Origin of the sequence: Ruminococcus sp. 5_1_39BFAA (genome assembly GCF_964240875.1) — a bacterium.
Classification (GTDB): domain Bacteria; phylum Bacillota; class Clostridia; order Lachnospirales; family Lachnospiraceae; genus Blautia_A.
The window spans coordinates 276,481-300,023 of sequence record NZ_CAXSVO010000002.1 but is presented as its reverse complement, the minus strand read 5'-3'; the positions used below and the strand labels follow the sequence as shown (position 1 = coordinate 300,023).

The following is a 23,543-nucleotide window of genomic DNA, read 5'->3' as shown; positions in this document are numbered from 1 at the left end:
TTATCAGAGAACTTTCCCGCATCAGCACGGCTTCACGGCTACCTTGATCACATGATCTTTTCTGTTTTCAAACAAATCATAGGCTTCCGCGATCTGTGCAAGGGGATAAGTATGGGTGATCAGAGGGGTGGTGTCGATCCTTCCTTCACGGATCAAACGGAGGATTTCTTCGCAGTCGCATCCGTCCACTCCTCCTGTTTTAAAGGTAAGATTTTTTCCGTACATATCCGGCAAGGGCAGGCTCTGGGCTTCGTCATACAAAGCAACAATGGTCACAATGGCATTTGGTCTTGCGCACTCCCATGCCATACGGAAGGTATCTTTCGTTCCGGCAACCTCAAGCACTACATCCGCTCCGCCGTGATCGCTGTTTTCCTTCACAAACTGCTGCAGGTTTTCCGGCTCTGCCAGAAGCACATCCGGGTAATGTTCACGGACAAACGCTCTCCTGTCTGCATCTTTTTCACATACAATGATTCGCTTCGGACGTTTCAGCATCACACACAGAAGTGTGCAGATTCCCGTAGGACCTGCACCGATAATAAGCACCGTGTCCTCCTGTTTGATCTCGGAAATTCTGGCTGCCCAAAATCCGGTGGCAAGCACATCCCCAACAAACAGTGCCTGCTGGTCTGTCACCTCGTCCGGGATCACATTCAATCCCTGGTCTGCGTAAGGCACCCGCACATATTCCGCCTGTCCGCCGTCAATGCGGCAGCCTAAAGCCCAGCCTCCATCCGGATCCGTACAGTTATTTACATATCCGTTTTTGCAGAAAAAGCATTCTCCGCAAAATGTTTCCACATTTACCGTTACCCGGTCTCCGGGCTTTACTTTTTTCACTGCAGAACCGATGCTTTCCACGATTCCCACCATCTCGTGTCCCACTGTAATTCCGGGCACTGCTCTTGGGACCGAACCGTGCTTAATGTGCAGATCACTGGTGCAGATGCTGGCAAGTGTCACCTTTACGACAGCATCCTTTTCGTTCTGCAGTGTCGGCTTTGGCTTGTCCAACAACTCAAATTTTCCCTTTTCCATGTATGTATATGCCAGCATTCTTTTTCCTCCCCGATGTTTTTTCTGCTCTTTTCAGCCCCGCAAAAGCTGCGGTTATGGCTCCCATTTTCCTCAACGGTACGAAATATTTTCCGTATATCTGCACCTCGGATATCCGCTGCATCCCCAGAACTCGCCATACCTGCCGTTTCGTTTCTGCATCACCTGCCCGCAGCGGGGACAGATCTTAATCTTGACATTTCCAGTCTGTATTTCCTTTCCAAGGGCCTCAAATACCTGTTGATTCATATAGCAGTCATTCAACGCGCGATGGGCGCCCTCTGCCGAAATATGGTAGTAAGCGGCAAGGTCTACCAGACGGCGGCGTGCAAGCTGGGGCAGGCAGATCTTTGACAGAATCAGCGTATCAATGTAATCATTGTCCAGCGTTTTTCCATAAAAGTGACCCGCTGCCCTGTAAAGAAACTTCAGGTCAAAGGTATGGATATTATGTCCGATCAGCACCGAATTTCCGGCAAAATTCAGGAATTCCGGAAATACCTTTTCAAGAGTCGGCGCCTCTGCCACCATCTCATCTGTAATCCCGTTTACCATACTTGCCGAATATGGAATCGGACGCAGAGGATTGACCAGGGTGCTGAATTCTTCCTCCACCTTTCCCTTCACAACCTTTAAGCCGGATATTTCAATAATCTCATCCGAAGCCGCGGATACCCCCGTCGTCTCCAGATCAAATACAACATAATCCGGCACATATTTTTCCATCCTTTTTCCGCAGTTCATTCCAAGCATTTTTTATCCCCCGTAGCATGTCTTTTGTTTCATAAATTTTAACAGTTTACAGCCTTTTTTTCAACCAACATACAAATCTTCCTTAAGTAAACTCAACGTAAACAAACTCACCTTCAAAATTTACATTACTGTTATTCAGCCCCCTTATAATTTTTTTAACCATCGGCAGTGCAATACCAAACAGGAGGAAATTATGAAAAAATATATTATTTTAGCCGAGACAGGTGCCGATATTCCGGCAGGGCTGGCAGAGCAGTATGGAATATATACGGTACCTATGCACGTAAGCTTTGGAAGTGAGACAAAGGATGACGGCACCTTTCCAACCAGTGAGGTGTTTGATTTTTATAAAAAAAGCGGGATTCTCCCCAGAACCAGTGGCTGTAATGTGACGGATTTCGACAAAGTTTTTGACGAGATCCATGCAAAATATCCGGAAAGCCGCATCCTCTATCTGGCATATTCCGCCGCCACAACCTGTTCTTACCAGAGCGCCGCGATTTCCGCAGAGCATCGGGACTATGTAACCGCATTTGACACCAAGCAGGTTTCCGCCGGACAATGCCTGGTGGTTATCCTGATGGCAAGATTTCTGGAAGCCAATCCGGACGCAGACCTTTCCGTTGTCCTGAAAAAGGCAGAGCAATACAGACAGAACTGTCATATGGGCTTTTTCCCGGGAGATTTGGACTATTTAAGAGCCGGAGGAAGAGTCAGCAATATTGCCTATCTGGGTGCCAAAATTTTGTCCCTCAATCCGCTTATCGAGCTTGTTGACGGCAAACTGGTAGCAACAAAAAAATACCGCGGCAACATGAACCGCGTATCCCAAAAGCTGTTTGCTGAATTTATAGAAAAATACAAACTATCCAGGGACTTCCTTTATTGCCCCTATTCTCCCGGTCTGTCGGAAAATATAAAGCATGAAATTGAAAACCAGGCGGCGGCATTGGGCTTTCGCGAAATCCGGTGGATCCAGACAGGAAGCGTTGTTTCCACCCACAGCGGCCCGGGTGCGTTCGGCGTATGCGGTATTTCCGAAGAATAGCACATTTCAAAAGAATAGGATTGACAGCCCCATTTTATATGGTATATGTTATTTTTGACAGAGCCGCACAGAAATAAGCCGGTTATGTCAGACTAAAAACAGGAAGTATCATATTATGGCAACAATATTAATTGTAGAAGATGACCGTAACATGCGTCTTTTGACTGAGGCACGGCTTGTAGATCATTACACAGTGGCGACTGCCTGCGATGGCATAGAAGCGCTGGAGCGCATCCACCGCGGCGGTATTGACCTGATCGTGGCGGATATTATGATGCCGCGCATGGACGGCTATGAATTGCTGAAAAACATCCGCGAGGAAGGATATACCACACCTTTTCTGCTGCTTACAGCCAAGGAATCCCTGGATGACAAGCAGCAGGGCTTTGAGCTTGGAACAGACGATTACATGACAAAGCCCTTCAGCAGCGACGAACTGCTCTGGCGTGTCAGCGCCCTTTTAAGGCGGGCAAACATTTCCCAGAGCAAAAAAATCGTCCTGGGCAGCATAACCGTAGATTCTGAAAAATATGCCGTTTACTCTGATTCCCAATACCTGGAATTTCCCAAAAAAGAATTTGATCTGCTTTTCAAGCTGCTCTCCTACCCCAATCAGATTTTTTCCAAGGAACAGCTTCTGGACAGCATATGGGGAATTAATTCCGGTACCAGCGGAGATACCATTAAAACGCATATAAACCGCATCCGTAACCGCCTGTCGGATATCCGGGAGTTTCATATTATGACCATCAAGGGGCTTGGTTATAAGGCAGAGATCAACAGGGAGTTTATCAATGGCGAAAAATGATATTGGCCGCTCCATGCGGAAATTTGTGTTACAGTTGATCATACTTGTGACCGCACTGGTGTTTATCATCAATGCGCTGTACATTTTTATGACCTGGCTGCTCACTGAAATTGCCGCTATCGAAGATGTTTATCTCCGTGCAGAATTTCAGTTTCTCAGCACACTTGTGCTTGCCCTGATCATTCTGATCATCATCTTTGCTATTATGTACAGGCGCAGAAAACGGGAGCTGACTACGTTATCAGAAAGCATCCGTAAGGTGGCAAACGGTGACTTTTCCGCCAGGATCACCTACGGAAAAGGCGATTCTATGGCGCATGTTTACAGGGATTTCAACAAAATGAGCGCAGAGCTGGAAAGCGTGCAATACCTACGCAAAGACTTTGTAAACAGCTATTCCCATGAATTTAAAACTCCCATTGCATCCATCAATGGCTTTGCATCCCTGCTTCTGGAAAAGGAGCTTCCCAGGGAGGACCAGCGCACCTATCTGGAAATCATCCAGGAGGAATCCGAACGCCTTTCCAACCTTACAAGCAATGTAATCCTTCTGACAAAATTATCCTCGCAGCAGCTGGTGTCAGACATCCAGCGCTATGATCTTGGGGAGCAGCTCCGTCAGTGTGCCATTCTTTTATCCCACGAATGGCTGAAAAAGCAGCAGACCTTCAGCGGCGACTTTCCCAACGTGGATTTCACGGGAAATCGGGAGCTGATGAAACATCTGTGGATCAACTTGATCAGTAACGCAATAAAATACACCCCCGAAGGGGGAGAAATCTCCGTAGAGCTTTCCCGTCAGGATGACCAGATCGTTGTCACCGTCAAAGACAATGGAAAAGTAATGGATCAAACAACGCTTTCGCATTTGTTTGATCCATATTATCAGGGTGACCCTTCCCGTTCCACGCCAGGGCTCGGTCTGGGTCTCTCCATTGCAAAGCAGATTGTAGAATTATGTAACGGAACCATTCAGGTAAAAAGCAAGTTGGAGGAAGGCAGCCAGTTCATCGTTTGCCTGCCTCAGCCAGAATAACCAGGTTTTTCTCATAGGAAACCGCTCTTGCCTGATAGTCGGTAATTCCTTTTCCCACATTGGGATTCTTGGAGGAATAGACCTGATCTGCGGAAAATATCAGGAGCAAAGCCGCACATGCTGCTGCCAGGTGGCGCGGCTTTGCTTTCCTTAACAGATCGTCCGCAAGGGGCGCGATCAGATACACAATAGCCAGACCGCCAAGTCCAAATACACAAAGTCCTTCGGCACAGATACGCCCGTTAAGATTGAGGAAATATCCGCTGTAATCCCACCATTTCATACCATTGTGCGTGATCTCCAGATACCAGGAGGTAAAATACTCCACACAGCCGCACAAAACAACAGTCGCAATAAACTCCTTCAACGGATCTGACCGGAACTTGTTCAGCACGATCAGAATCAGGATTCCTCCTGTTCCATAGATTGGCAGCCAGGGACCATGGAGCACGCCGCGGTTTACAAACTCTCCATCCGTGATCAGATGAAGGCTGACTTCCCATAACCATCCCACAAAGGAGAGAAGGAAAAACATCATGATCAGTGAGGAAACCGAATAGCTTCGCAGATAGCGGAGTCCCGCCTCATCCTTCTCCTTTTCCGGTCTTGCCATGGGATACAGACGGAAAGGATATTCCCTGCCTCTGAGTATATTTTTCAGGGCATCGGTTTTTGCATTTCGCGCAACCGTTTCTTCATAAATCTGATTCTTTTCCCCATAGTTTAAGACGATTCCGAAAACATTTGACAGAATATCACGCAGTCCCATCCGCTTTCCGTTGTCAGCGTCTGGCTTATTTGTCAGGGCAAGCACATCCCCGTATGCCTTTTCCATCACTTCCTCAGACGGTTTCTCATACAGATATCTGTCATTAAGAAGTTCTGCTCCTGGTATGTTTCTGTCCTTTGCAAGCCTCCGAAGCTGATAATAATATTCTGCCATGGTTGCCTCATAGTAAGGATTCACATAAAAATGCCCTACAATTCCCAGCGGTAAAACATCCAACAGCCTCCATCCAATAAAGGAAAGATCCAGCTTAAAGCATTCCCATTTATGACCATTCATCATCTTCCGTGAGAGAGTTACTGCGGTTTTTGCCGGCATATCCGGATTTTCCGCAACTATGTATGGAACCAGAAAATAGGAGTATGTTTTAATTACGGCTCCCACAATGGTAAAGCTCCAAAGAGTCAGCAGAATATTCTCGTACAGCAACGTCCAGGCAGCCCGGAACCATTTCCGGATGCTCAAAAAGAATACAAAACGCCGTATGGGAATCGTATCATAAATGCGGCCCTCCAGGAAAAATCTTGCAGATACCGCACTGTATACATTAAGAATAAACGCCCATATGGATCCTACAAACAACATACTTAGAAATACCAGGATCACCGTTGCCACATCCGGCGATTTTACGATGGAACTGACGGCGCTGGCGATGGTTACCAGGATAGTGCCTGACGTAAAGGAATTCACCACCTGTGCCAATACGCCTCTGCTGTGTCCCAGATAGCGGTTGGTGTCGTTTTTCTTGATCTCGTTCAGGTTTTCCTTTGACTCCTCCTTGCTTTCAGCCAGATTTCCCTCCAAAATACTGTTCCACACACTGTTAAAGCCCCTGCTGACAGAGGTCGTTCCCGTCTGGACAACATCCGCATCGGATGATTGATTCGGTTCCATACTCCAGAAAATTCCATTTTTCTGGCTTCCCATAAATGTTGCCATCACACAAATGATCACAAAAATCAGATAGTGTTTTTTTAGTGATGCCCTTGCCTTTTTCTTCATCTCTTTTCTTGTTGACATATTTTCTTTTTCCTCCATCCGGTATTCTTTATTTTCTCTTTCTTTCCGGAACTACAAAGATAAAGAGCAAAGAGCTGACAAGCAGCAGTCCCGGGTAAAACAGCTTGGGAATCACATCAAACGCCGACAGTTCATAACCCAGTTCATTAACTGCTGACAATGCCACCAGCATCTGCGCTCCATAAGGAATCACACCCTGGAATACACAGGAAAAGGTATCCAGAATAGACGCTGATTTCCTTGGGGTAATGCCGTATTCCTGTGCCATCTCTGCGGCAATGGGATTTGCCATAACAATGGCGACCGTATTGTTTGCAGTGGCAATATCCATCACGCCAACCAGGATTCCCATACCAAGCTGCCCGCCTTTTTTGCCCTTAAATACTCTGCGGATCGCAAACAGCAGCGCCTCAAAGCCGCCGTACTCCCTGATCAAAGCACACATTGCGGAGACCAGAATGGCGACCATACTTGTTTCAAACATTCCAGCCGCTCCGGAGCCCATGCTGCTGATCAGATCCACCGGAGCGATCTGCCCCGTTGCAAGCATGATCACCGCACCGGATACAATACCGACCAAAAGGACTACAAACACATTAATCCCAATAATCCCTCCGATCAGAACCAGCACATATGGAATAATCTGTATCAGATTATAATCCTGTGACACTGCCCCGCTTAAGTCGGTACGGAGAGACAGCACCAGGATCAGCGCCAATGTCACCACCGCCGCCGGAAACGCAATTCCAAAATTCTCGCGGAATTTGTCCTTCATAGCACAGCCCTGACCATTGCACGCTGCAATGGTTGTATCTGATATAAATGACAGATTATCTCCAAACATCGCGCCGCCCATAACAGAACCTACACACAGGGGCAGATTAAATCCGGAGGCTGCAGCCACTGCTGCCGCGATAGGTGTAATCAGTGTGATCGTACCCACGGAGGTTCCCATAGCCGTAGATACAAAGCATGCTACCACAAACAATACGGCAACCGCAAATTTCGCCGGGATCAAAGACAGCATAAAATATGCCACGCTCTCCGCGCTGCTTCTTCCCACTACGCCCACAAATGCTCCTGCTGTCAGAAAGATTAGAATCATTGTGATAATATTCTTATCTGCCAGCCCCTGGGCCATAACCTCCAGCTTGTCATCAAATTTTAGCTCCCTGTTCTGAAGGCACGCCACCAGGATTGCCGCCATAAATGCGATCACAATGGGAACATTATAAAATCCCATGGGTATCTTCATCACATACTCAAATATGATTCCCAGTCCCAGATATAGAACCAGAAATACACCTATTGGCAGCAATGCTTTTGGATTGTTCTTTTTCATACTCATTTCCTCTCATAGTAACATTTATTTTTGATTATTGCTTTAATAATTCCATCTCATCATTCATTTTCACAAATCCATACTTTTCATATAATGGCCTGCCCAGATCAGTTGCCTCTAAGGTAATATGATCAATGCCGCATTCCCTCGAAATATTTACCAGTAGATCCAGTGTATGATAGGCAATTCCCTTCCTTCTATAGTCCGGCTTTGTATACATATTCATGATATATGCTTTTCTGCCACTGGGATTATGGTATGTAGGCATTACTTTGTAAAAACTCACTCCGCCTGCCCCCACAAGCTTGTGTCCGTCATAGACTAAAATTGCTATATGCGAACCATCCGCCAATGCTTCTTTATAATACTGATAAGACTCGCGCTCCACCTCTGACATATCAACACTGTCATCCAGTTTATTTGCTGCCCTTAACACTTCAATTCGTGCAGATGTTAAAACTTCTATATCTTCTAATGCAGCAATTTTATACGTTAATTCCATATTGATACACTCCTGAACTGCCAGTTCCTCCAAAAATTTTCCTGTAATCACTTCTAATCGGAACATATGCTTCAATAATTTGAGCATATATTTTCAAATTAGTCAAGCTTCTGGTACAAAATTCTCAAATATAAAATAAACCTCCAAACTGAATATGTTTGTCAACATCAGTTTAGAGGTTTAAACGATTTTTGAATACTACTTCCTATTTTGCGCATTCCAGGCTTATTCCATTCGGTACCACCTTTGCTTAACCATGCCTTCTTCCATGATGGTGAGGCTTATCAGGCGCCATCTTCATCCAGTGTTCCGATAATTTTTCCAGCATTTCTGCCAGCTTTTTCGTTTCTTCCGTGGTAAGTACAGAGAACATTTCTCCTGCCTGCTCCTGGTTGATTCCGCCTCTGTCAGCCACGCCGACCGCATGATGCAAATACTTCATCACAAGCTGCTCTTCTTTGTTTTCAAATCGCAGTCGTTTTGGGCCGTGTTCTCCCTTTCCGTGTTCACCTTTTCCATGTTCCTGATCCGGGAGTTTTCCTGTTTTGGCATACTCCTCGCCCCGCCCGCAATGAGGGTCAGATAAGTCACATTCTTTTGGACAAATTGGACATTTTTTTGTGTTTTCGTTCATAATCTTTCTTCTCCTTTTATATGATATACATTCCCTACACCAAAAAAACTGTGGGATTTATTGCAAACAGCCTCGCCCTGCGGCTCAGCCATTTTTCATGATTTTCCTCTTACGCATTACATTTCTGGAAGCCAAAACAGCATAAACTACAGCAATCAGCTCAGAAATCCACATGGAATACCATACCTTTCCAATTCCAAAATGCGATGCAAATAAATATGCCAGCGGCACAAATATGATCAACTGGCGCAAAGCTGTCCCCAACATATTGACCATTCCCGTCCCAAGACCGGACATGGAATATCCAAGGATCATTGTGACCGATGCAAGAGCAAAGGTTATGGAAATGATCCGCAAAGCCGGAACACCAATGCTCAGCATCTCCTTGCTCGGTGAAAACAGACCAAGCAGCGCAGATGGAAACACCATGAAAATTACTGTTGCCGCAAGGGCGATACCGATCGCAATGGGTAAGATCGTCCGGATCGCTTCTTTGATACGGTTATAATTTTTAGAACCATAGCAATATCCCACGATTGGAATTGCCGCCTGTCCCAAGCCATTCATTGGCATAAACAGGAAGTTCTGTAATTTGTAATATACACCGAAAAAGGCAACTGCTGTGGATGAGAACGGCATCAAAATTGCATTGATCGCTGCCACCATAATACTGCCAATTGATTGGGTGATAATAGTGGGGAGTCCGACCTTATAAATCTGTGCTACGACAGCTTTGTTCAGCTTATATCCTTTCCACTTTATTTTCACAGTAGGATTCTTAACAGCATTAAGCCAAATAGCCACAGCGGCGCTGACACATTGCCCAATCACCGTTGCGATCGCTGCCCCGCGTACTCCCATGGCCGGAACTCCAAACCATCCGAAAATCATGATCGGGTCCAAAATAATATTGGTCACTGCACCTGCGATCAGCGATACCATACTGTAAAAGGTATCCCCAACTGACTGCAAAAATCTCTGAAACATAGTGCTGACCAGGCTTCCAACACAAAAAATCATACAGATAGAAAGATACTGGATGCTGTACTCCGCAATGGTTTCATCCTTCGTAAAAGCGTGAACAAAGATTCCAGTGCATGTAAATCCCAAAACCATAAAAACCACTGTGCTGAAAAGCGAAAGCAGCACCCCTGTCATAGCAATATTTTCAACCATGGCAGTATTTTTCGCACCTATATTTTTGGACAAAGCTGCATTTACACCTACTCCAGTACCAACGCCCACCGCGATCATCAAAAGCTGTATGGGAAACACCAGCGAAGTAGCGGTCAATGCAGATTCACTGAGCTTTGCCACAAAAATGCTGTCCACAATATTATAAAGTGACTGTATCAACAATGACAGCATCAAAGGAAGCGACATTGTAATAACAAGCTTTGGCATGGGCATGACACCCATTTTATTTTCTTTCATATTGCAAAATTCCTCCTCTCCAAATAAAAAGTGTGCGCCTTGGCGCACACTCGCGCCGAAGCGCGGTTGCGCCAGCAACCATATTCCTCTTGCGCTGAGTGCGCATCCTCGCAGCGTAAGCTGCGTTTTTTATGTTATAGGAAAGTTTAGCAAACTTCCGTGCGGAACAAAATGGAGTACTTTCCTTTAACATAAAAAAGCGTGAAAACAAGGGGAGATAAGCACTTCTCCTTGATTTCACGCTTTTTTAGCCGGCTTTAAACTTATTCGCTTGGATATCATAATATCACATATCTTTTGCATTTGTAAAGAAAAAAATCAAGAAACGATTATGACATCACTGGAGGCGATACCAGACTCCTGAAAACAACATTCTCAGCACCTGTACATGCGCTGCGGTTTTCCCACATACGGCTCTTCATAATAACATTCACAGTTTCAAAATAAGCTGACATATATCTTCGGTGTTACCAGTGTTATTTTCTGCTCCGTGACGTTACTGTTAATGTCACAGAGCAGAAAAAAGCCCGGAAACACGCACACTGGGTCTCCAGGCTTTTGCAACTTATTCCATTTCAATCGTAGCCGGCGGCTTCCCTGTGCAGTCGTAGAGGACTCTGTTCACATGCTTCACCTCATTTACGATCCTGCTCGTCGTCTTGCCGATCACTTCCCACGGGATCTCCGCGCTCTCAGCGGTCATAAAGTCCGTGGTGGTAACTGCACGCAGAGCAACCGCGTAATCATAGGTTCTCTCATCGCCCATGACGCCCACGGATTTCATATTCGTCAGTGCGGCAAAATACTGGTTTACTTTCTTGTCCCATCCGGCGTTTGCAATTTCCTCTCTCCAGATCGCATCTGCATCCTGGACCATCTTAACCTTCTCAGCGGTTACCTCGCCGATGATACGGATTCCCAGACCAGGTCCCGGGAAAGGCTGACGGAATACCAGATAATCGGGGATTCCAAGCTCCAGTCCGGCTTTGCGGACCTCATCCTTGAACAGATTGCGCAGCGGCTCAATGATCTCCTTAAAGTCTACGTAATCCGGCAGACCGCCTACATTGTGATGGGATTTAATCACAGTGGACTCGCCGCCCACGCCGCTTTCCACCACGTCAGGATAAATGGTTCCCTGAACCAGGAAATCAACTGCTCCGATCTTCTTTGCCTCTTCCTCAAAAACGCGGATGAACTCTTCGCCGATGATCTTACGCTTCCGCTCCGGCTCCTCCACGCCTTTCAGTTTGCTGTAGAAACGATCCTGGGCATTTACACGGATAAAATTCAGGTTATAGGGGCCATCCGGGCCGAATACGGCTTCCACCTCATCGCCCTCGTTCTTACGGAGAAGACCGTGGTCAACAAAGACGCAGGTAAGCTGGTTTCCTACCGCCTTGGACAGAAGAACTGCTGCCACGGAGGAATCCACACCGCCTGACAGAGCACACAGCACCTTGCCGTCTCCTACTTTTTCCCGGATTGCCTTAATGGATTCCTCCACAAAGGAGTCCATCTTCCAGTCTCCGGCACAGCCGCACACATTATATACAAAATTGGAAAGCATCTTGGTTCCTTCCTTGGTGTGGAGCACTTCAGGATGGAACTGGATCGCATAAAGGTTCTTCTCTGCATTCTGCACTGCTGCCACTGGGCAGTCATTTGTCCAGGCACAGATTTCAAAACCCGGAGCCTGCCCGGAGATATAATCATTATGGCTCATCCAGCAGATTGTTTTAGGAGAAACATTGGTGAAAAGCTTGGAATTCGTATCAACATTCACTTCGATCTTTCCGTATTCACGGACAGGCGCCTTTTCCACAGTACCGCCCAGCAGGTGCATCATAAGCTGCGCACCGTAGCAGATTCCCAAAATCGGTACGCCAAGCTCAAAAATTTCTTTTGTATAGGTTGGGGAATCCGGCTCATAACAGCTATTGGGGCCGCCTGTAAAAATGATGCCTTTCGGCTGAAGATCTTTTATTTTCTGGATATCTGTTTTGTAGGAATAAATTTCACAATATACATTGCATTCTCTGACACGACGGGCAATTAACTGATTATACTGGCCTCCGAAGTCCAGTACAACGACTGTCTCTCTTTTCATCGCTTTTGTTTCCTCCTTAACGTGATATATCAATAGTATTTTATATTTTCCCCTATTATAAAGAAGTGATTGGCATTTTGCAATCTTCTTTTTCATTTTTGTGCAAAGGAATGCAGCCCCTTTAAAATCCTATGCCTTTTTAAATTCCCATCGATTTCCTCTGTACCGTATTACGAAGAGAATTCCTCTTACTGCCCAGTCAATGGTCATGGCAACCCACACGCCCAGAACTCCCATTCCTGCATATTTTGCCAGGATAAAACTGAATCCGATACGGAAAACCCACATGGAAAGAATAGAACTCCACATGCAAAAGCCTACATCGTTGGCAGCTCTTAAGGTATTTGGAAGGGTAAAGGATAGCGGCCAGATCAAAACAGAACATATGGCATGGTAAATAATAATCTGTCTAGCGATCATGCCTGTTTCCGGAGAAAGATTGTAAATGCGGATGACAAAGCCAAGGGCAGCAACAATGATCACATTCATAAACGCAACCCCGGCATAGGCCACTCCCATGAGCTTTCTTGTGTAATACCGCACCTGTTTATAATCTCCCGCACCTACGCATTGGGCGCTTACAGAGGAAAGGGCATATCCCACAGACATTCCGCCCAGGATGGCAAAAGCGCACACATTGTTTGCCACCGCATTTGCCGCTATGGAAGCAGTTCCAAAACCTGATACAAGGCTTAGAACAAGAATTTTTCCAAGCTGGAACATACTGTTTTCCAGACTGTAGGGAATACCGATATGCAGGATTTTTTTCATGCTCTTCCAATGGAAACGGATTCCCAGAAGAGTTCTGGCATGAAGCACATTCTGCGGTTTTCTGATAAGAAAAATCATCCAGATCCCCGTCAGAACACGGGATACCATAGTGGGAATCGCAGCACCTTCGATTCCCCAGCCCAATCCATAAAGAAGAATTGCATTTCCCACCAGATTCATGCCGTTCATGGCAAGAGACATCAGCATTGGGGTTTTGGAATTTCCCATAGCCCTGTACATAGCCGCGCCGCAGTTATAAACAGCAAGAAAAGGAATGGATGCTGTCACGATCAACAGATAAATATTGCAGTTTCTCATGACAACCGCGTCGATTTTTCCAAAAACAATATGTAGAATGAACCATTTCCCCGCATATACCACTATCATAATGATCACGGAAAAAACAACGGAAAACAAAAGAGTCTGCTCCACCGCCTCGCAGCCGTCATCCTGCCTCTTCCTTCCCAGAGCCTGGCCTGCTACGATAGCGCCGCCTGTTGCCAGCGCGGTAAACATGTTAATCAAAAGTATCATGATCGTATCGATCAGAGAAACAGCCGACACCGCTGCCTCGCCCACAGACGCCACCATGATAGAATCCGCAAGGCCAACGAAGATAGCCAGAAACTGCTCGATCAAAAGCGGTATGATCAGCCTTTTCAGATCTTCGTTACTGAATAAATACTTCTTTTCCGAAACCACTGTTTTGTCCAAAATAACTCACTCCATTTCCCTCAATTCCCCAAATTTCGTAAAACCGAAATAATCCGTAAGCCATATTGTAGCACTTTACTTCTCATGCAACAACCTGCTTTTTAGACAAATTTAAGGGCGGTTTTCCCGCCCTTCTTTATAGGATTTTTAGAAATTCATCATGTTTTTTTCAACCATTCCTCACAATTCCAACACATTTTCCCGGTATATTATTAAGCAAATAAAGCGAAAGCTTTTTTACATAGATTTGTTTTTTAACTTTTTCTTTTTCATACGCGCCGGGCCAGAAGGTCCGGCCCTCCTTCTTTTTACCCCCTTTTTCTCCGTGACAGCAGAAGAATGATTCCCGATACAGCTCCCAGCAGCAGAAACGCTTGTATTAACGGCGCAAAATTATAGCTTCCTCCCTGCCAGAACGTAATGAAATCATTTCCAATATATGTCATAGGAAGCATATATGCGATTTTTCGCAGAATGCCCGGCAGTTGATCTGTTTTTATCCCCATCATACCGCATAAGATCATTATGCCAAAATACAGGCCCATAGTGACAGCATAGGTTGGTCCGAATTTTCTCATCAGATTTGCCACTCCGTGTGAAAACACAATAAAAATAAGGCTCAGAATGTAAAGACATAAAATAAGACACACCGCAGGCCATATTTTAGGAATATCCATATCCAGCAGTGCATAGGACACCGCCGTATAGATTACAAGTCCAACTGTCACTACCAAAAGCTGTGCGACAATTTTTGCCGCAAGTATAGTGTTTTCTTCAAATCCAAAAAGCTTCATCCGCATCGGAATCCCCTTCTCCAATTCCAGGGAATAATTGGCAGCGTAGCCTATCAGCAGAACTGCCATAGGAATAATCATGCTAATGGAGATGAATACTGCCGTATTTACCTGGGAGATCATGCTTTCAGGGGTTTCCTGAGCCGCTGCTTTTGCGATCACAAACAACATGATCAGCGGAAATGCCATTCCGAAAAACGGAATAAAAGGATTTCCCAGAATATTTCTTATTTCATACATAACCAGCCTTTTGCTTACCCTCTTTTTCATTTTAATTTCCTCCCTCGCCATATATCTCTGCCATTGCATCCTCACCGTAATAAGCAGCTTTTGCATTGATATACATCAGCTCGATATCGTTGTTGCTGCGCTTAAAATTCACATCATTTTTTATGAAAAGCTCCGAAATCTCCTTCTCCTTTTCCTGGGTTTTGCAGGGCACTGCAATAAGATGCTCGGGCGCAAAAAGCTTGGGACAGTTTTTCAGAAGCTCCCTGTTTTTCTCCGTGTTATCTGCCAGCAAAATCGCATTTCCGCAATACTTTACAAACAGTTCATCCTTACTGCCGTAATCAATCACATTCCCCTTGTCCAGGATCAGTATTTTATCAGCCAAAAGCTGCAATTCCTCATAATAGTGTGAAACGATGCACAGCGTATTTTTTTTGTTTTCATACCACTTTACAAGACGTTCCATCAGCCTCTGCCTTGTCTCGAAATCCAGTCCGGAGGTTACCTCATCGTAAAAGGTCAAAGGAGCATCCTGCATCATGACCATAATGATCGTAAGACGCTGCTTTTGTCCGCCGGACAGTGCTGAATATCTTTTTCGCAGGCAGGGTTCAAAATCAAAATATGAGATCAGCTCCCCGAGCTTCTTATTTTTGCGGACACTGGTATCCAGGATCGCCTCCATAATGTAGCGGACCGGCATGCTGTTTACATACTCATTGAACTGAAGATGTGCCGCCATTTCATAGTTTTTTAAATCCGTATTGATCACGCCTTTACTTGGTACAAGGCCCAGAATGGCTTTTACAAATGTGGTCTTCCCGGCGCCGTTGGAACCGATTATTCCGATCCTCTCATTTTCCCCGATCGTAATGGGCTGTTTAATGGACAATGCTGTGTGTTTTCCATAGTTTACCTGTAAATTGCTGACTGTTACATACATATATCCTTCTCCTTCCTTCTTTCAAATCTGCTGGCTATATTCAAAATGGATTTTCTGTTTTCTCCATAACACCTGCCTCCACACCCACGGGAGTATTTTCTACAGTGACTTTAAGTCCCAGCAGCTCTGCATAGTAGGACGCGATATAAAGTCCCAGCCCTTTTCCTTTTTTCCCGGATTCGCTGCTCACAAACGGTTCGTAAATGTGCGGCAAAATACTTTCTTCTATATGCGCTCCCAGATTCCGCACCATAACACCCCTGGACTGAAAAGCCACTTCAATCTCACCGCCGGCCAGGGTGTAAGACACGGCATTCGAAATCAGATTATCCAGAATCTTTTTCAAAAGCTCACAGTCTGCGTACAGAACGCACCCTTTCTTCTCATTTCCGGAAGCGTTTTCCTGTTCCTGCAGTCCGATATACTGTATCCGGATTTTCCTGGTTTCCAATTGGACCTTATAAGTATCCATAATTCCCATAACCAGAGGGATCACTTCCACCGTCCTCATCTGTAGGTCGTCCGCACAATGGTTCAGATAAAGGATATCATCGATAATATTGCGCATCTCCAGAATCTTTTCCTTTACCATAGGCAGATACGCCTTTGTGTCCTTGTACTTTCCTACTCCATCTGTCATTCCGTCTATTAAAAGCAGGGCCGCTGTCACCGGAGTTTTCAACTGATGAGACGAGGCTCTCATGAATACCTCCTGACGCTCATTTTCCTTTTCCAGCTTTTCATTTGCCTTTTCCAGCTCCTGATAACTTTTGCCTAACCTCTCATAAAGCTTGTTCAGGGAATCACCTAATTCTCCGATTTCGTCCTTCTGCCGGATAGCAAAGGGCTTTGCTGCCCCTGGCTGTATTTCCCGTATCTCTCCCGCATAATTCGCCAGACGGATAATGGGATTTACGATCTTTCCGGAGAAAAACTGGGAGCTTATCAGAACGATCAAAAAGACAACTGCCATGATCATTGGCACGCTGTCCAACACAATGGACTTTATTTCTGTCATCTGCGGCGTCAGCATCGGTAAAATTGAAATCACAGCGGCATCCTCTGTTGTTCCAAAAGCCATATAGGTGGTATATTGGTTTTTTCCGTCCGAAGCATATGCTTCTGCGACCACCAGATCGCCGGAAAGCTGATGGATTTTCAAATCCTGATTTTCAAAGTCCCTTTCTTCATCCTCTATGTCCATCTGAAAATGCAGCGGATAATCCTGGTTCATCATATTCTCAGGAAAAAGGAGTTCTTTTATTAAGTCAAAGTCAAACAAATCCGCATCTAATTTTTCAAGACTTTCCCGATCCTTCATGCAGTTTCTCAATCTGTCAAACTGCTCCAGAAGCCTCTCATCCTCTATGCTCATCTGTATGCGGAAGCCTTTCCCTGCCAGATACACACTGTTCCCGGAAAAAGGGATTTCCAGACTGACGCTTCCCGTAGGATTCTTTACGTTCAGTCCGTTATAGGTTCTGGTTTCCATATAGCCCCGTTCTACTTCTGCCACAGACTCCAGATTATTCCGATTCTGATACTCCACATAAAGAGCAGGGAGCATGCAGACAAAATAGAGCAATATCAGTCCGGTAAACAGCGCAGAAAGACTGATGCTGTACAAAAATGTTTTCCTCGATAATTTCATGCCTCATTCCTCCCGCTGAAACTGATATCCCACACCGATCACTGTCCTGATGCAGTTAAACGGCAGCTTTTTCCGCAGATTTTTCACATGGGCATCAATGATCCTGTCATTTCCGATATATTCCTCATTATAAATATGGAGGATCAGCTGCTCTCTGGTAAAAACACGGCCCGGCTCCCTGTGAAGCGCCGACAGCAGTAAAAATTCACTCACAGTCAGCTCCAGCGACTTGCCATTGTAGAATGCCTGGTACGCATCATTTTCGATTACCAGGCCTGCCCGTTCCGGCTTCTCCCTCTTTACCCGGCGCAAAATCGTTTCCATGCGTTTCAGAAGAATGATCGGGGAAACCGGCTTGATCACATAATCATCCGCATATTCATTGAAGGCTTCCAACTGTGTCTTTTCATCTCCCAAGGCGGTGAGCATAATCACCGGCATCTCCGGCTGGCTTTTCCGGATGCTTTTCAGCACTTCAATTCCGCTCACCTTAGGTACCATAATATCCAGGATCGCCATATCGAATGCCCTGGCTCCGGAATTCTTCAGATATTCCAGCGCTTCCTCCCCGTCAGATGCTGTGGTGACCTGGTAATTTTTCATTCGCATATATTCGGTCAAAACCTCCCGAATGGTCGGTTCGTCCTCTAAAAATAATATTTTCTCCATAAAAAATAAGTCCCTTTCATTTCTCTGGGACTTATTATAACAGAACCGTATGAATTTCAAATGAAGATGCCGTGCTTTTTTCCCGAAAATAAAAAGCGAGCTCTAAAACGCACACTCGCGCTGGAGTGCGGCTGCACCAGCAACATGTCCGCTAGATCAGACTGATCCGGATCAGCCCGAACAACAGCAAATGCAGGGGATAAAAAAGATAGAAAAACCATTTTGAGATTTCTCCTCCCCGCTCGGATTTTTTTCCATTATAGAGCAGCACCATGACTGCCCCTGCTGCCAGGATCCCGGCACAGTCTGCCAGAGCTGTAAGCGCTCCGCTTCCGGCTTTACCGGGAATTCCATAAGAAATTTCCGAAGCAAAGGTTACCAGCCAGTCAAGTAAGGCTGCCAGCACAAAACCTTCCGCCGTTTTCCTGCGTGAGCCATAACTTTTTTCAAATATGATAACAAAAAGGGGTGCCAAAATCCCCCAGTCGCTCCAGCTTGATACCACGGTCAGGGTAAACACTGCCAATATTTTAAGGTTCCTGTCCCGGATATATTCCATAGCAACCAACACCAGGAAGCAGATGAACAGCGTAAAAATCATGTTCAGCCTTTGAAATTCCGGTATTTTTCCTCGGGAAAATGCCAGGTCAAAGGGAAGCTGCGAGAGGAGCGCGAAAACCAGCAGCCTTGTCCCATATTTTTTCTTTGACCGGGTGTGATGATAGCCCTCAACCAGAAAACAGCACATGGTTACTGCCGTAAAATGCCCGATATAAATAAACACATGATAGAAAGGCTGCTCCGGTTCCCAGAAGCAGCCTGCAAAATGGTTCAATACCATGGTTAGGATAGCTATTAATTTTATCGTATCGCGGGTTAGGATGCGATAGTTTTGTGCGGCCTTGCTTTTCATGCGTTTTTTGCTGTCCTTTCATATATTCTTACAAATGTACGGCAAAATATCCCGTGTTATAATCACTTTATTCCTCTAAATATTTCATTACTGCTTTATCATATACAGACTTTTTATACCATCCAATTCCAATCATGATGAGCCCTACTAAGATCACTGCTGTTCTTCTGACCGAGTCCGGAGATGCCAGACAGGAAACCACAATTCCGGTACCTGCCCCTGTAAGGAAGTCGATCACGGATTTTTCGCGCTTCATTTTTCCGTAATTCCGTTCTTTATCAATCTTTTCCACCAAAAGCTGGTCTTCCTTCAGCAATGTGTCCAGAGAGATTCCAAACCTATTGCTTATTTCTACCAGTGTATGCAGGTCCGGATAGCTTTTTTCATTCTCCCAGTTGGAAACAGTTTGCCTGGTAACATGAAACATTTCTCCAAATTCCTTCTGAGTCATTCCGTGTTCTTTTCGCAGAACAGATATTGTTCCTCCGATATTCATGTTCTTCCCCTTTCTTTCGCAATACAAATTCCGGGTTTTCCCCTCACTTGTATTATCGGGGAATTTAAACAAAAACACCAGCAAATCCTTTTTGCCCTGTTCCATTAGCGCGCAAAGTATCTTTGACACACGCCCAGCTATTTTTTGTTACGATTTGTGATTCCCAGGATAAACATGCAGCACGCAACCGGATAAAAAGCTACATGTCCGCCCGCTAACGCTGCCACCAGGAAACAGACTCCGGCAATGAAATATAAACTGCTGTCTGTGTTTTTCTTTTTCATTTGATACGTTCTCCTTTTCAGCTTTCGCTTTATCTGAACATCATCATAGCATATTCCCCCATTTTTGTATATACACAGCTCCTGAGGCAGGCAGATGCTTACCTGATTGCCAGCTATACGCTGTCAGTCAAACAAGGTCTTCCAATTATCTGCATAATATGCGTCAAAGCACATTCTTATCTGTTCTGCATTATTCTTTTCTTCTGCAAGTACAGGCAATTCGTCAATTCCAAAGTATCTGCTTTCCACGGTTTCTATGTTTGGCTCAAATTCTCCGCCAATAACAGTACACAGAACGAAAATTTTGCATACCTTGTGCGCATATACAGGCAAATTATGCTTTTCTCTGTCCTGTACCGCTATCACCAAATCTGCGGTCACATCTAATCCGGCTTCTTCTTTTACCTCTTTTATTACGTTTTCTTTCACAGAAACCGTAACGTCCACCCAGCCGCCGGGCAAAGACCATGTTCCGTTTTTTTCTTTTACAAGCAGGATCTTATTACCTTGAAATATGGCGGCACGGCTGTCAAGTTTTGGAGTTTGATAACCGATTTCATTGCAAAACAAATCCTCCACTTTATCTATGGGAATCCCGGTTTTATAAGCAAGCATTTCAGCCGATATCTCCCTTATCTGCTCATATCTTTCTATGTCAAATACATCTTTTGCATAGAATAAACCTGCCTGGGCAATACTCTGTAATTTCACCGTCCATTCCAGCCACTTTTCGTTCTTTTCCATGTTCATTTTCCCTTCCTCTTCTGTTGGGATAACCTTAATTCGTAAGCTCCGACCAAACTGAAAATCACCGTTCTCTTTTGTGCCTGTCAACAAGCAGCAGAATGAACATAATAACCCATATCCCCCATGCGATGAGACAACCAATTCCGTTAAGCCGGGTATCTATGATTGCACCTACGATAAAAGGCAGAGACATGGCCATCATTCTTTTTCCATACGCCTTGCACATCTCTTTTTCGTCATATTTCTTTCGTTCTTCATCTGTCTTCATATTGTAGCCTGACAAGAAATTCGCGGCTTTTCCATTGGATTTATAAAAATAATACCCTATTATAAATATCAGGATAACCATTCCCACATCAAAAAAAATGTAAAAATTCATATTGCACCCCCTGCTCTGTATGCTGAAATTATGTATCAATTCTTACCATTTCTGTTATTGTTTTATTTCTGTAAGTCAGATCTTCCCGGACTGAAAAACCCATTTTCTCCCAGAACTGATTTCCCTCTTCGTTTCTTCGGAACGCGACCAAGGCTGCCTTATGAATCCCCAGATTTTCTAAAGCATTCAGGGTCTGCTGTACCAGGCTTCTGGCAATTCCCTGCTTTCTATGATCCGGATGTACTGCGGTATGATAAATATATCCTCTCCTGCCATCATTTCCCGTCAGCATCACGCCTGTAATCCGCCCATTCTCATCCAGCGCCACAAAACAGGTTTCCGGATTACGGTTCAGAAACTTTTCGATTCCTTCTTTGGAGTCATCCAGATTGTTTAACCCCATTCCGGCACAGGACATCCACAGTTCATATACTTCCTCATAATCGCTCAGTTTCATCTTCCTGATTTCCATTGATCATTCCTCCTACTCCTCCTGCCATGCCCGCGGCTCACTGTTAAATCAGCCGCTCTCAAGCTTCCGTTTTATATAACAGTATAATACACACCTCAGTATTTGTATATGTTCAATATCATAGAACACCTTATTGCCATACACCTCGGAATATTAAAATAGCCGGCTGCATTTCACAGCCAGCTAATGCTCATACTCCGTTTTCAGTCAAATCCTGTTATTTCATTCAACGGCCAATATCTGAAACTCGCTTTCCCAAGAATTTTCTCCCGGGAAACATAGCTATATTTTTCCGCCTCTTCTAAATTGACTGTCAGTCCTTTTTGAATAGCCTCTTCCGGCCAATATCTGGAATCGGATGAATTGTTTCTGTTATCTCCCAGCATGAAATAATGCCCCTCTGGAACGTGGAAGGTTAGCCCGTCGTTTCTCCTTATCCATTCTTCTTTTAAGTATGTCTCATCCAGAGGAATATCTGAACCGTCTATATATATTCCCGCGTTTTTTATCTCAACCGTTTCTCCTGGAAGCCCTATTATTCTCTTTATATATAATTTCGTGATACCCAGCGCATCATCAACAGGATATTTGAAAATTACAATGTCACCGCGCTGCGGCTCAGAAGAAATATAAGCCAGACGAGAAGCGATCACCCGGTCTCCCGGCTCTAATGTACTCTCCATGGACTCACTTGGTATTTTAGCATTAACGATAACATAATTGTTCAAAATCAAAACAGCAGCTATACAAATACCCAGTGTTATAAACCAGCTTCGTATTTCCTTCATGATATTGGTGTCCTGCATCTGTATTCCTCCCTTGCTTTTCATAAACCTGGGTGAATTATAACATACCATACAATTGCAATAGTAATAAATAATTATTTATAGTGCATTAAACTTCCATTCATCATATATAGATGAACCGGAAAATTCTACATATGATCTGAAATTCCTCCATGGATCGGAGTCCCAATACGCTTATCCAATCTCCATTGCGGCGGTGCTCCATCATCTCCCCAATATTCATCAATAGACTCAATTTTTTCATCCCTTATTTGAATAAAAGATGTTACGTGGAAAGATGATTTTTTATCACTGGAAAACACATGAACTACGGTAATAATTAAGTTCTCTTTTTCTACAATACGTTCTATCTCTCCATCCCATTGTCCGGGGTATTCGCAGTTTGCTTTGATAAACTCACTGACTGTAAAATGCTCATTTGTATTATGCCAATTTACATAGGCATCTTTATGGAAATAGCTGCTCATTTCTTCTGCCTGCTGCTCTAGCGTCGCTTTCCAATACCTTTTCAGATTCATGTGATCACTCCTATAAATGCCTCTTTATCTGGGTAGCATTATACTATCGTATAAAATCTGACTCCTCATTTCAATGCTAACACCATAAGTAATTCATCGCTATAATTTCCATTTTTCAATTTAAAAGAACGCGGTCTTTCTCCATACACAACAAATCCTAATTTTTTATAAAGGTTGATGGCAGGTAGATTGCTTGATACAACTTCCAGTTCAATTTGCTCATATCCTGCTTTTTTTGCAAATGCAATCAATTCCGACAGAATTTTATAACCCAGTCCCTGTCCCCATGCTGATTTCAGCATTGCGATCCCAAAAGTAGCTCTATGTCTGGTTTTCCTTTTATCCAGAACACTTGTTAAGCTTGCACCTCCGACCAGTGTATCTCCTTCAAAAACAGAAATCATAATGCTCTTTTTATCATCTGCGAAACGGGTGATAAAGTCCTCCTCATCTTTAATACTAAAGTCCATTTCTTCCGGATAACTTATGCCATATTCCGTTTCCTGTGCAGATGTTTTCAGATAGTGGATGACTTTTTCAGCGTCTGAAATTTCCGGGCTTTTTAGAATGTATTGACTGCCGTTTTTTCCAATAAACTTTTCCTCTTTATATAGCATATCCA

25 protein-coding genes are annotated in these 23,543 nt (G+C 44.5%); 3 read left to right on the top strand and 22 right to left on the bottom strand.

Annotated features, from left to right (window positions below):
- Positions 1–21 precede the first annotated feature (21 nt).
- Positions 22–1,059 carry an alcohol dehydrogenase gene (locus tag ACESZH_RS04065; RefSeq protein WP_373212195.1) on the bottom strand — a complete coding sequence of 346 codons (1,038 nt, stop codon included), beginning with the start codon at positions 1,057–1,059 and terminating at the stop codon, positions 22–24.
- Positions 1,060–1,131: 72 nt separating this feature from the next.
- Positions 1,132–1,812, bottom strand: a complete 681-nt coding sequence (locus ACESZH_RS04060; protein WP_373212198.1) for an exonuclease domain-containing protein — start codon at positions 1,810–1,812, stop codon at positions 1,132–1,134.
- Positions 1,813–2,005: 193 nt separating this feature from the next.
- Between ACESZH_RS04060 and ACESZH_RS04055 the strand changes: the two genes are divergently transcribed.
- From ACESZH_RS04055 to ACESZH_RS04045, 3 genes are all read left to right on the top strand, one after another.
- On the top strand, positions 2,006–2,860 hold the full coding sequence (locus ACESZH_RS04055) for a DegV family protein (protein WP_373212201.1): 855 nt from the start codon (positions 2,006–2,008) through the stop codon (positions 2,858–2,860).
- Positions 2,861–2,975: 115 nt separating this feature from the next.
- Entirely contained in the window at positions 2,976–3,668 is a 693-nt protein-coding gene (locus ACESZH_RS04050) for a response regulator transcription factor (RefSeq protein WP_373212204.1), read from the top strand.
- Complete coding sequence (locus tag ACESZH_RS04045) at positions 3,655–4,704, top strand: sensor histidine kinase (protein ID WP_373212207.1); 1,050 nt, start codon at positions 3,655–3,657, stop codon at positions 4,702–4,704. The genes ACESZH_RS04050 and ACESZH_RS04045 overlap by 14 nt, the downstream gene beginning before the upstream one ends.
- Here ACESZH_RS04045 and ACESZH_RS04040 read toward each other — a convergent pair.
- The 20 genes from ACESZH_RS04040 to ACESZH_RS03945 all read right to left on the bottom strand — a co-directional run bounded on the left by ACESZH_RS04040 (position 4,676) and on the right by ACESZH_RS03945 (position 23,538).
- Positions 4,676–6,511: a DUF975 family protein gene (locus ACESZH_RS04040; RefSeq protein ID WP_373212209.1), complete on the bottom strand. Its 1,836-nt coding sequence runs from the start codon at positions 6,509–6,511 to the stop codon at positions 4,676–4,678. The two genes, ACESZH_RS04045 and ACESZH_RS04040, sit on opposite strands and share 29 nt — an antisense overlap.
- A 28-nt stretch (positions 6,512–6,539) precedes the next feature.
- Positions 6,540–7,853 (bottom strand): Na+/H+ antiporter NhaC family protein, encoded by a 1,314-nt coding sequence (locus tag ACESZH_RS04035; RefSeq protein ID WP_373212212.1) that lies wholly within the window; start codon positions 7,851–7,853, stop codon positions 6,540–6,542.
- A gap of 34 nt (positions 7,854–7,887) precedes the next feature.
- On the bottom strand, positions 7,888–8,355 hold the full coding sequence (locus ACESZH_RS04030; protein WP_373212214.1) for a GNAT family N-acetyltransferase: 468 nt from the start codon (positions 8,353–8,355) through the stop codon (positions 7,888–7,890).
- A gap of 250 nt (positions 8,356–8,605) precedes the next feature.
- The gene (locus ACESZH_RS04025) at positions 8,606–8,989 is read right to left on the bottom strand and encodes a hypothetical protein (protein ID WP_373212217.1); all 384 of its coding nucleotides are present in this window, start codon (positions 8,987–8,989) and stop codon (positions 8,606–8,608) included.
- Positions 8,990–9,073: 84 nt separating this feature from the next.
- Positions 9,074–10,423 carry an MATE family efflux transporter gene (locus ACESZH_RS04020; RefSeq protein WP_373212220.1) on the bottom strand — a complete coding sequence of 450 codons (1,350 nt, stop codon included), beginning with the start codon at positions 10,421–10,423 and terminating at the stop codon, positions 9,074–9,076.
- A 565-nt stretch (positions 10,424–10,988) separates the two neighbouring features.
- Entirely contained in the window at positions 10,989–12,533 is a 1,545-nt protein-coding gene (guaA, locus tag ACESZH_RS04015) for a glutamine-hydrolyzing GMP synthase (protein ID WP_373212223.1), read from the bottom strand.
- A gap of 129 nt (positions 12,534–12,662) precedes the next feature.
- Entirely contained in the window at positions 12,663–14,018 is a 1,356-nt protein-coding gene (locus ACESZH_RS04010) for an MATE family efflux transporter (RefSeq protein WP_373212226.1), read from the bottom strand.
- A 308-nt stretch (positions 14,019–14,326) separates the two neighbouring features.
- The gene (locus ACESZH_RS04005) at positions 14,327–15,082 is read right to left on the bottom strand and encodes an ABC transporter permease (protein ID WP_373212227.1); all 756 of its coding nucleotides are present in this window, start codon (positions 15,080–15,082) and stop codon (positions 14,327–14,329) included.
- A 1-nt stretch (position 15,083) separates the two neighbouring features.
- Positions 15,084–15,986 (bottom strand): ATP-binding cassette domain-containing protein, encoded by a 903-nt coding sequence (locus tag ACESZH_RS04000; RefSeq protein ID WP_373212229.1) that lies wholly within the window; start codon positions 15,984–15,986, stop codon positions 15,084–15,086.
- Positions 15,987–16,026: 40 nt separating this feature from the next.
- Complete coding sequence (locus tag ACESZH_RS03995; protein WP_373212231.1) at positions 16,027–17,637, bottom strand: ATP-binding protein; 1,611 nt, start codon at positions 17,635–17,637, stop codon at positions 16,027–16,029.
- A gap of 3 nt (positions 17,638–17,640) precedes the next feature.
- The gene (locus tag ACESZH_RS03990) at positions 17,641–18,306 is read right to left on the bottom strand and encodes a response regulator transcription factor (protein WP_373212234.1); all 666 of its coding nucleotides are present in this window, start codon (positions 18,304–18,306) and stop codon (positions 17,641–17,643) included.
- A gap of 151 nt (positions 18,307–18,457) precedes the next feature.
- Positions 18,458–19,219: a TraX family protein gene (locus ACESZH_RS03985; protein ID WP_373212236.1), complete on the bottom strand. Its 762-nt coding sequence runs from the start codon at positions 19,217–19,219 to the stop codon at positions 18,458–18,460.
- 67 nt (positions 19,220–19,286) lie between these two features.
- Entirely contained in the window at positions 19,287–19,715 is a 429-nt protein-coding gene (locus ACESZH_RS03980) for a helix-turn-helix transcriptional regulator (RefSeq protein WP_373212239.1), read from the bottom strand.
- A gap of 137 nt (positions 19,716–19,852) precedes the next feature.
- A complete protein-coding gene (locus ACESZH_RS03975; protein WP_373212242.1) occupies positions 19,853–19,999 on the bottom strand; it encodes a hypothetical protein in 147 nt (48 codons plus the stop codon).
- A 123-nt stretch (positions 20,000–20,122) separates the two neighbouring features.
- Positions 20,123–20,743 carry an NUDIX hydrolase N-terminal domain-containing protein gene (locus tag ACESZH_RS03970; protein ID WP_373212804.1) on the bottom strand — a complete coding sequence of 207 codons (621 nt, stop codon included), beginning with the start codon at positions 20,741–20,743 and terminating at the stop codon, positions 20,123–20,125.
- 64 nt (positions 20,744–20,807) lie between these two features.
- Positions 20,808–21,125, bottom strand: a complete 318-nt coding sequence (locus ACESZH_RS03965; protein WP_373212245.1) for a DUF3784 domain-containing protein — start codon at positions 21,123–21,125, stop codon at positions 20,808–20,810.
- 28 nt (positions 21,126–21,153) lie between these two features.
- Entirely contained in the window at positions 21,154–21,597 is a 444-nt protein-coding gene (locus tag ACESZH_RS03960) for a GNAT family N-acetyltransferase (protein WP_373212247.1), read from the bottom strand.
- 203 nt (positions 21,598–21,800) lie between these two features.
- Positions 21,801–22,403 (bottom strand): signal peptidase I, encoded by a 603-nt coding sequence (gene lepB, locus ACESZH_RS03955; RefSeq protein WP_373212250.1) that lies wholly within the window; start codon positions 22,401–22,403, stop codon positions 21,801–21,803.
- Positions 22,404–22,531: 128 nt separating this feature from the next.
- Positions 22,532–22,921, bottom strand: coding sequence for a nuclear transport factor 2 family protein (locus tag ACESZH_RS03950; RefSeq protein WP_373212253.1), 390 nt, complete (start codon positions 22,919–22,921; stop codon positions 22,532–22,534).
- Positions 22,922–22,986: 65 nt separating this feature from the next.
- On the bottom strand, positions 22,987–23,538 hold the full coding sequence (locus ACESZH_RS03945; RefSeq protein ID WP_373212255.1) for a GNAT family N-acetyltransferase: 552 nt from the start codon (positions 23,536–23,538) through the stop codon (positions 22,987–22,989).
- Positions 23,539–23,543 lie beyond the last annotated feature (5 nt).

Coding starts and splice junctions, on each gene's coding strand:
- ACESZH_RS04065 (WP_373212195.1), bottom strand. CDS start 1,059: ATGCTGGCATATACATACATGGAAAAGGGAAAATTTGAGTTGTTGGAC.
- ACESZH_RS04060 (WP_373212198.1), bottom strand. CDS start 1,812: ATGCTTGGAATGAACTGCGGAAAAAGGATGGAAAAATATGTGCCGGAT.
- ACESZH_RS04055 (WP_373212201.1), top strand. CDS start 2,006: ATGAAAAAATATATTATTTTAGCCGAGACAGGTGCCGATATTCCGGCA.
- ACESZH_RS04050 (WP_373212204.1), top strand. CDS start 2,976: ATGGCAACAATATTAATTGTAGAAGATGACCGTAACATGCGTCTTTTG.
- ACESZH_RS04045 (WP_373212207.1), top strand. CDS start 3,655: ATGGCGAAAAATGATATTGGCCGCTCCATGCGGAAATTTGTGTTACAG.
- ACESZH_RS04040 (WP_373212209.1), bottom strand. CDS start 6,511: ATGTCAACAAGAAAAGAGATGAAGAAAAAGGCAAGGGCATCACTAAAA.
- ACESZH_RS04035 (WP_373212212.1), bottom strand. CDS start 7,853: ATGAAAAAGAACAATCCAAAAGCATTGCTGCCAATAGGTGTATTTCTG.
- ACESZH_RS04030 (WP_373212214.1), bottom strand. CDS start 8,355: ATGGAATTAACGTATAAAATTGCTGCATTAGAAGATATAGAAGTTTTA.
- ACESZH_RS04025 (WP_373212217.1), bottom strand. CDS start 8,989: ATGAACGAAAACACAAAAAAATGTCCAATTTGTCCAAAAGAATGTGAC.
- ACESZH_RS04020 (WP_373212220.1), bottom strand. CDS start 10,423: ATGAAAGAAAATAAAATGGGTGTCATGCCCATGCCAAAGCTTGTTATT.
- guaA (WP_373212223.1), bottom strand. CDS start 12,533: ATGAAAAGAGAGACAGTCGTTGTACTGGACTTCGGAGGCCAGTATAAT.
- ACESZH_RS04005 (WP_373212227.1), bottom strand. CDS start 15,082: ATGAAAAAGAGGGTAAGCAAAAGGCTGGTTATGTATGAAATAAGAAAT.
- ACESZH_RS04000 (WP_373212229.1), bottom strand. CDS start 15,986: ATGTATGTAACAGTCAGCAATTTACAGGTAAACTATGGAAAACACACA.
- ACESZH_RS03995 (WP_373212231.1), bottom strand. CDS start 17,637: ATGAAATTATCGAGGAAAACATTTTTGTACAGCATCAGTCTTTCTGCG.
- ACESZH_RS03990 (WP_373212234.1), bottom strand. CDS start 18,306: ATGGAGAAAATATTATTTTTAGAGGACGAACCGACCATTCGGGAGGTT.
- ACESZH_RS03985 (WP_373212236.1), bottom strand. CDS start 19,219: ATGAAAAGCAAGGCCGCACAAAACTATCGCATCCTAACCCGCGATACG.
- ACESZH_RS03980 (WP_373212239.1), bottom strand. CDS start 19,715: ATGAATATCGGAGGAACAATATCTGTTCTGCGAAAAGAACACGGAATG.
- ACESZH_RS03975 (WP_373212242.1), bottom strand. CDS start 19,999: ATGAAAAAGAAAAACACAGACAGCAGTTTATATTTCATTGCCGGAGTC.
- ACESZH_RS03970 (WP_373212804.1), bottom strand. CDS start 20,743: ATGGAAAAGAACGAAAAGTGGCTGGAATGGACGGTGAAATTACAGAGT.
- ACESZH_RS03965 (WP_373212245.1), bottom strand. CDS start 21,125: ATGAATTTTTACATTTTTTTTGATGTGGGAATGGTTATCCTGATATTT.
- ACESZH_RS03960 (WP_373212247.1), bottom strand. CDS start 21,597: ATGGAAATCAGGAAGATGAAACTGAGCGATTATGAGGAAGTATATGAA.
- lepB (WP_373212250.1), bottom strand. CDS start 22,403: ATGCAGGACACCAATATCATGAAGGAAATACGAAGCTGGTTTATAACA.
- ACESZH_RS03950 (WP_373212253.1), bottom strand. CDS start 22,921: ATGAATCTGAAAAGGTATTGGAAAGCGACGCTAGAGCAGCAGGCAGAA.
- ACESZH_RS03945 (WP_373212255.1), bottom strand. CDS start 23,538: ATGCTATATAAAGAGGAAAAGTTTATTGGAAAAAACGGCAGTCAATAC.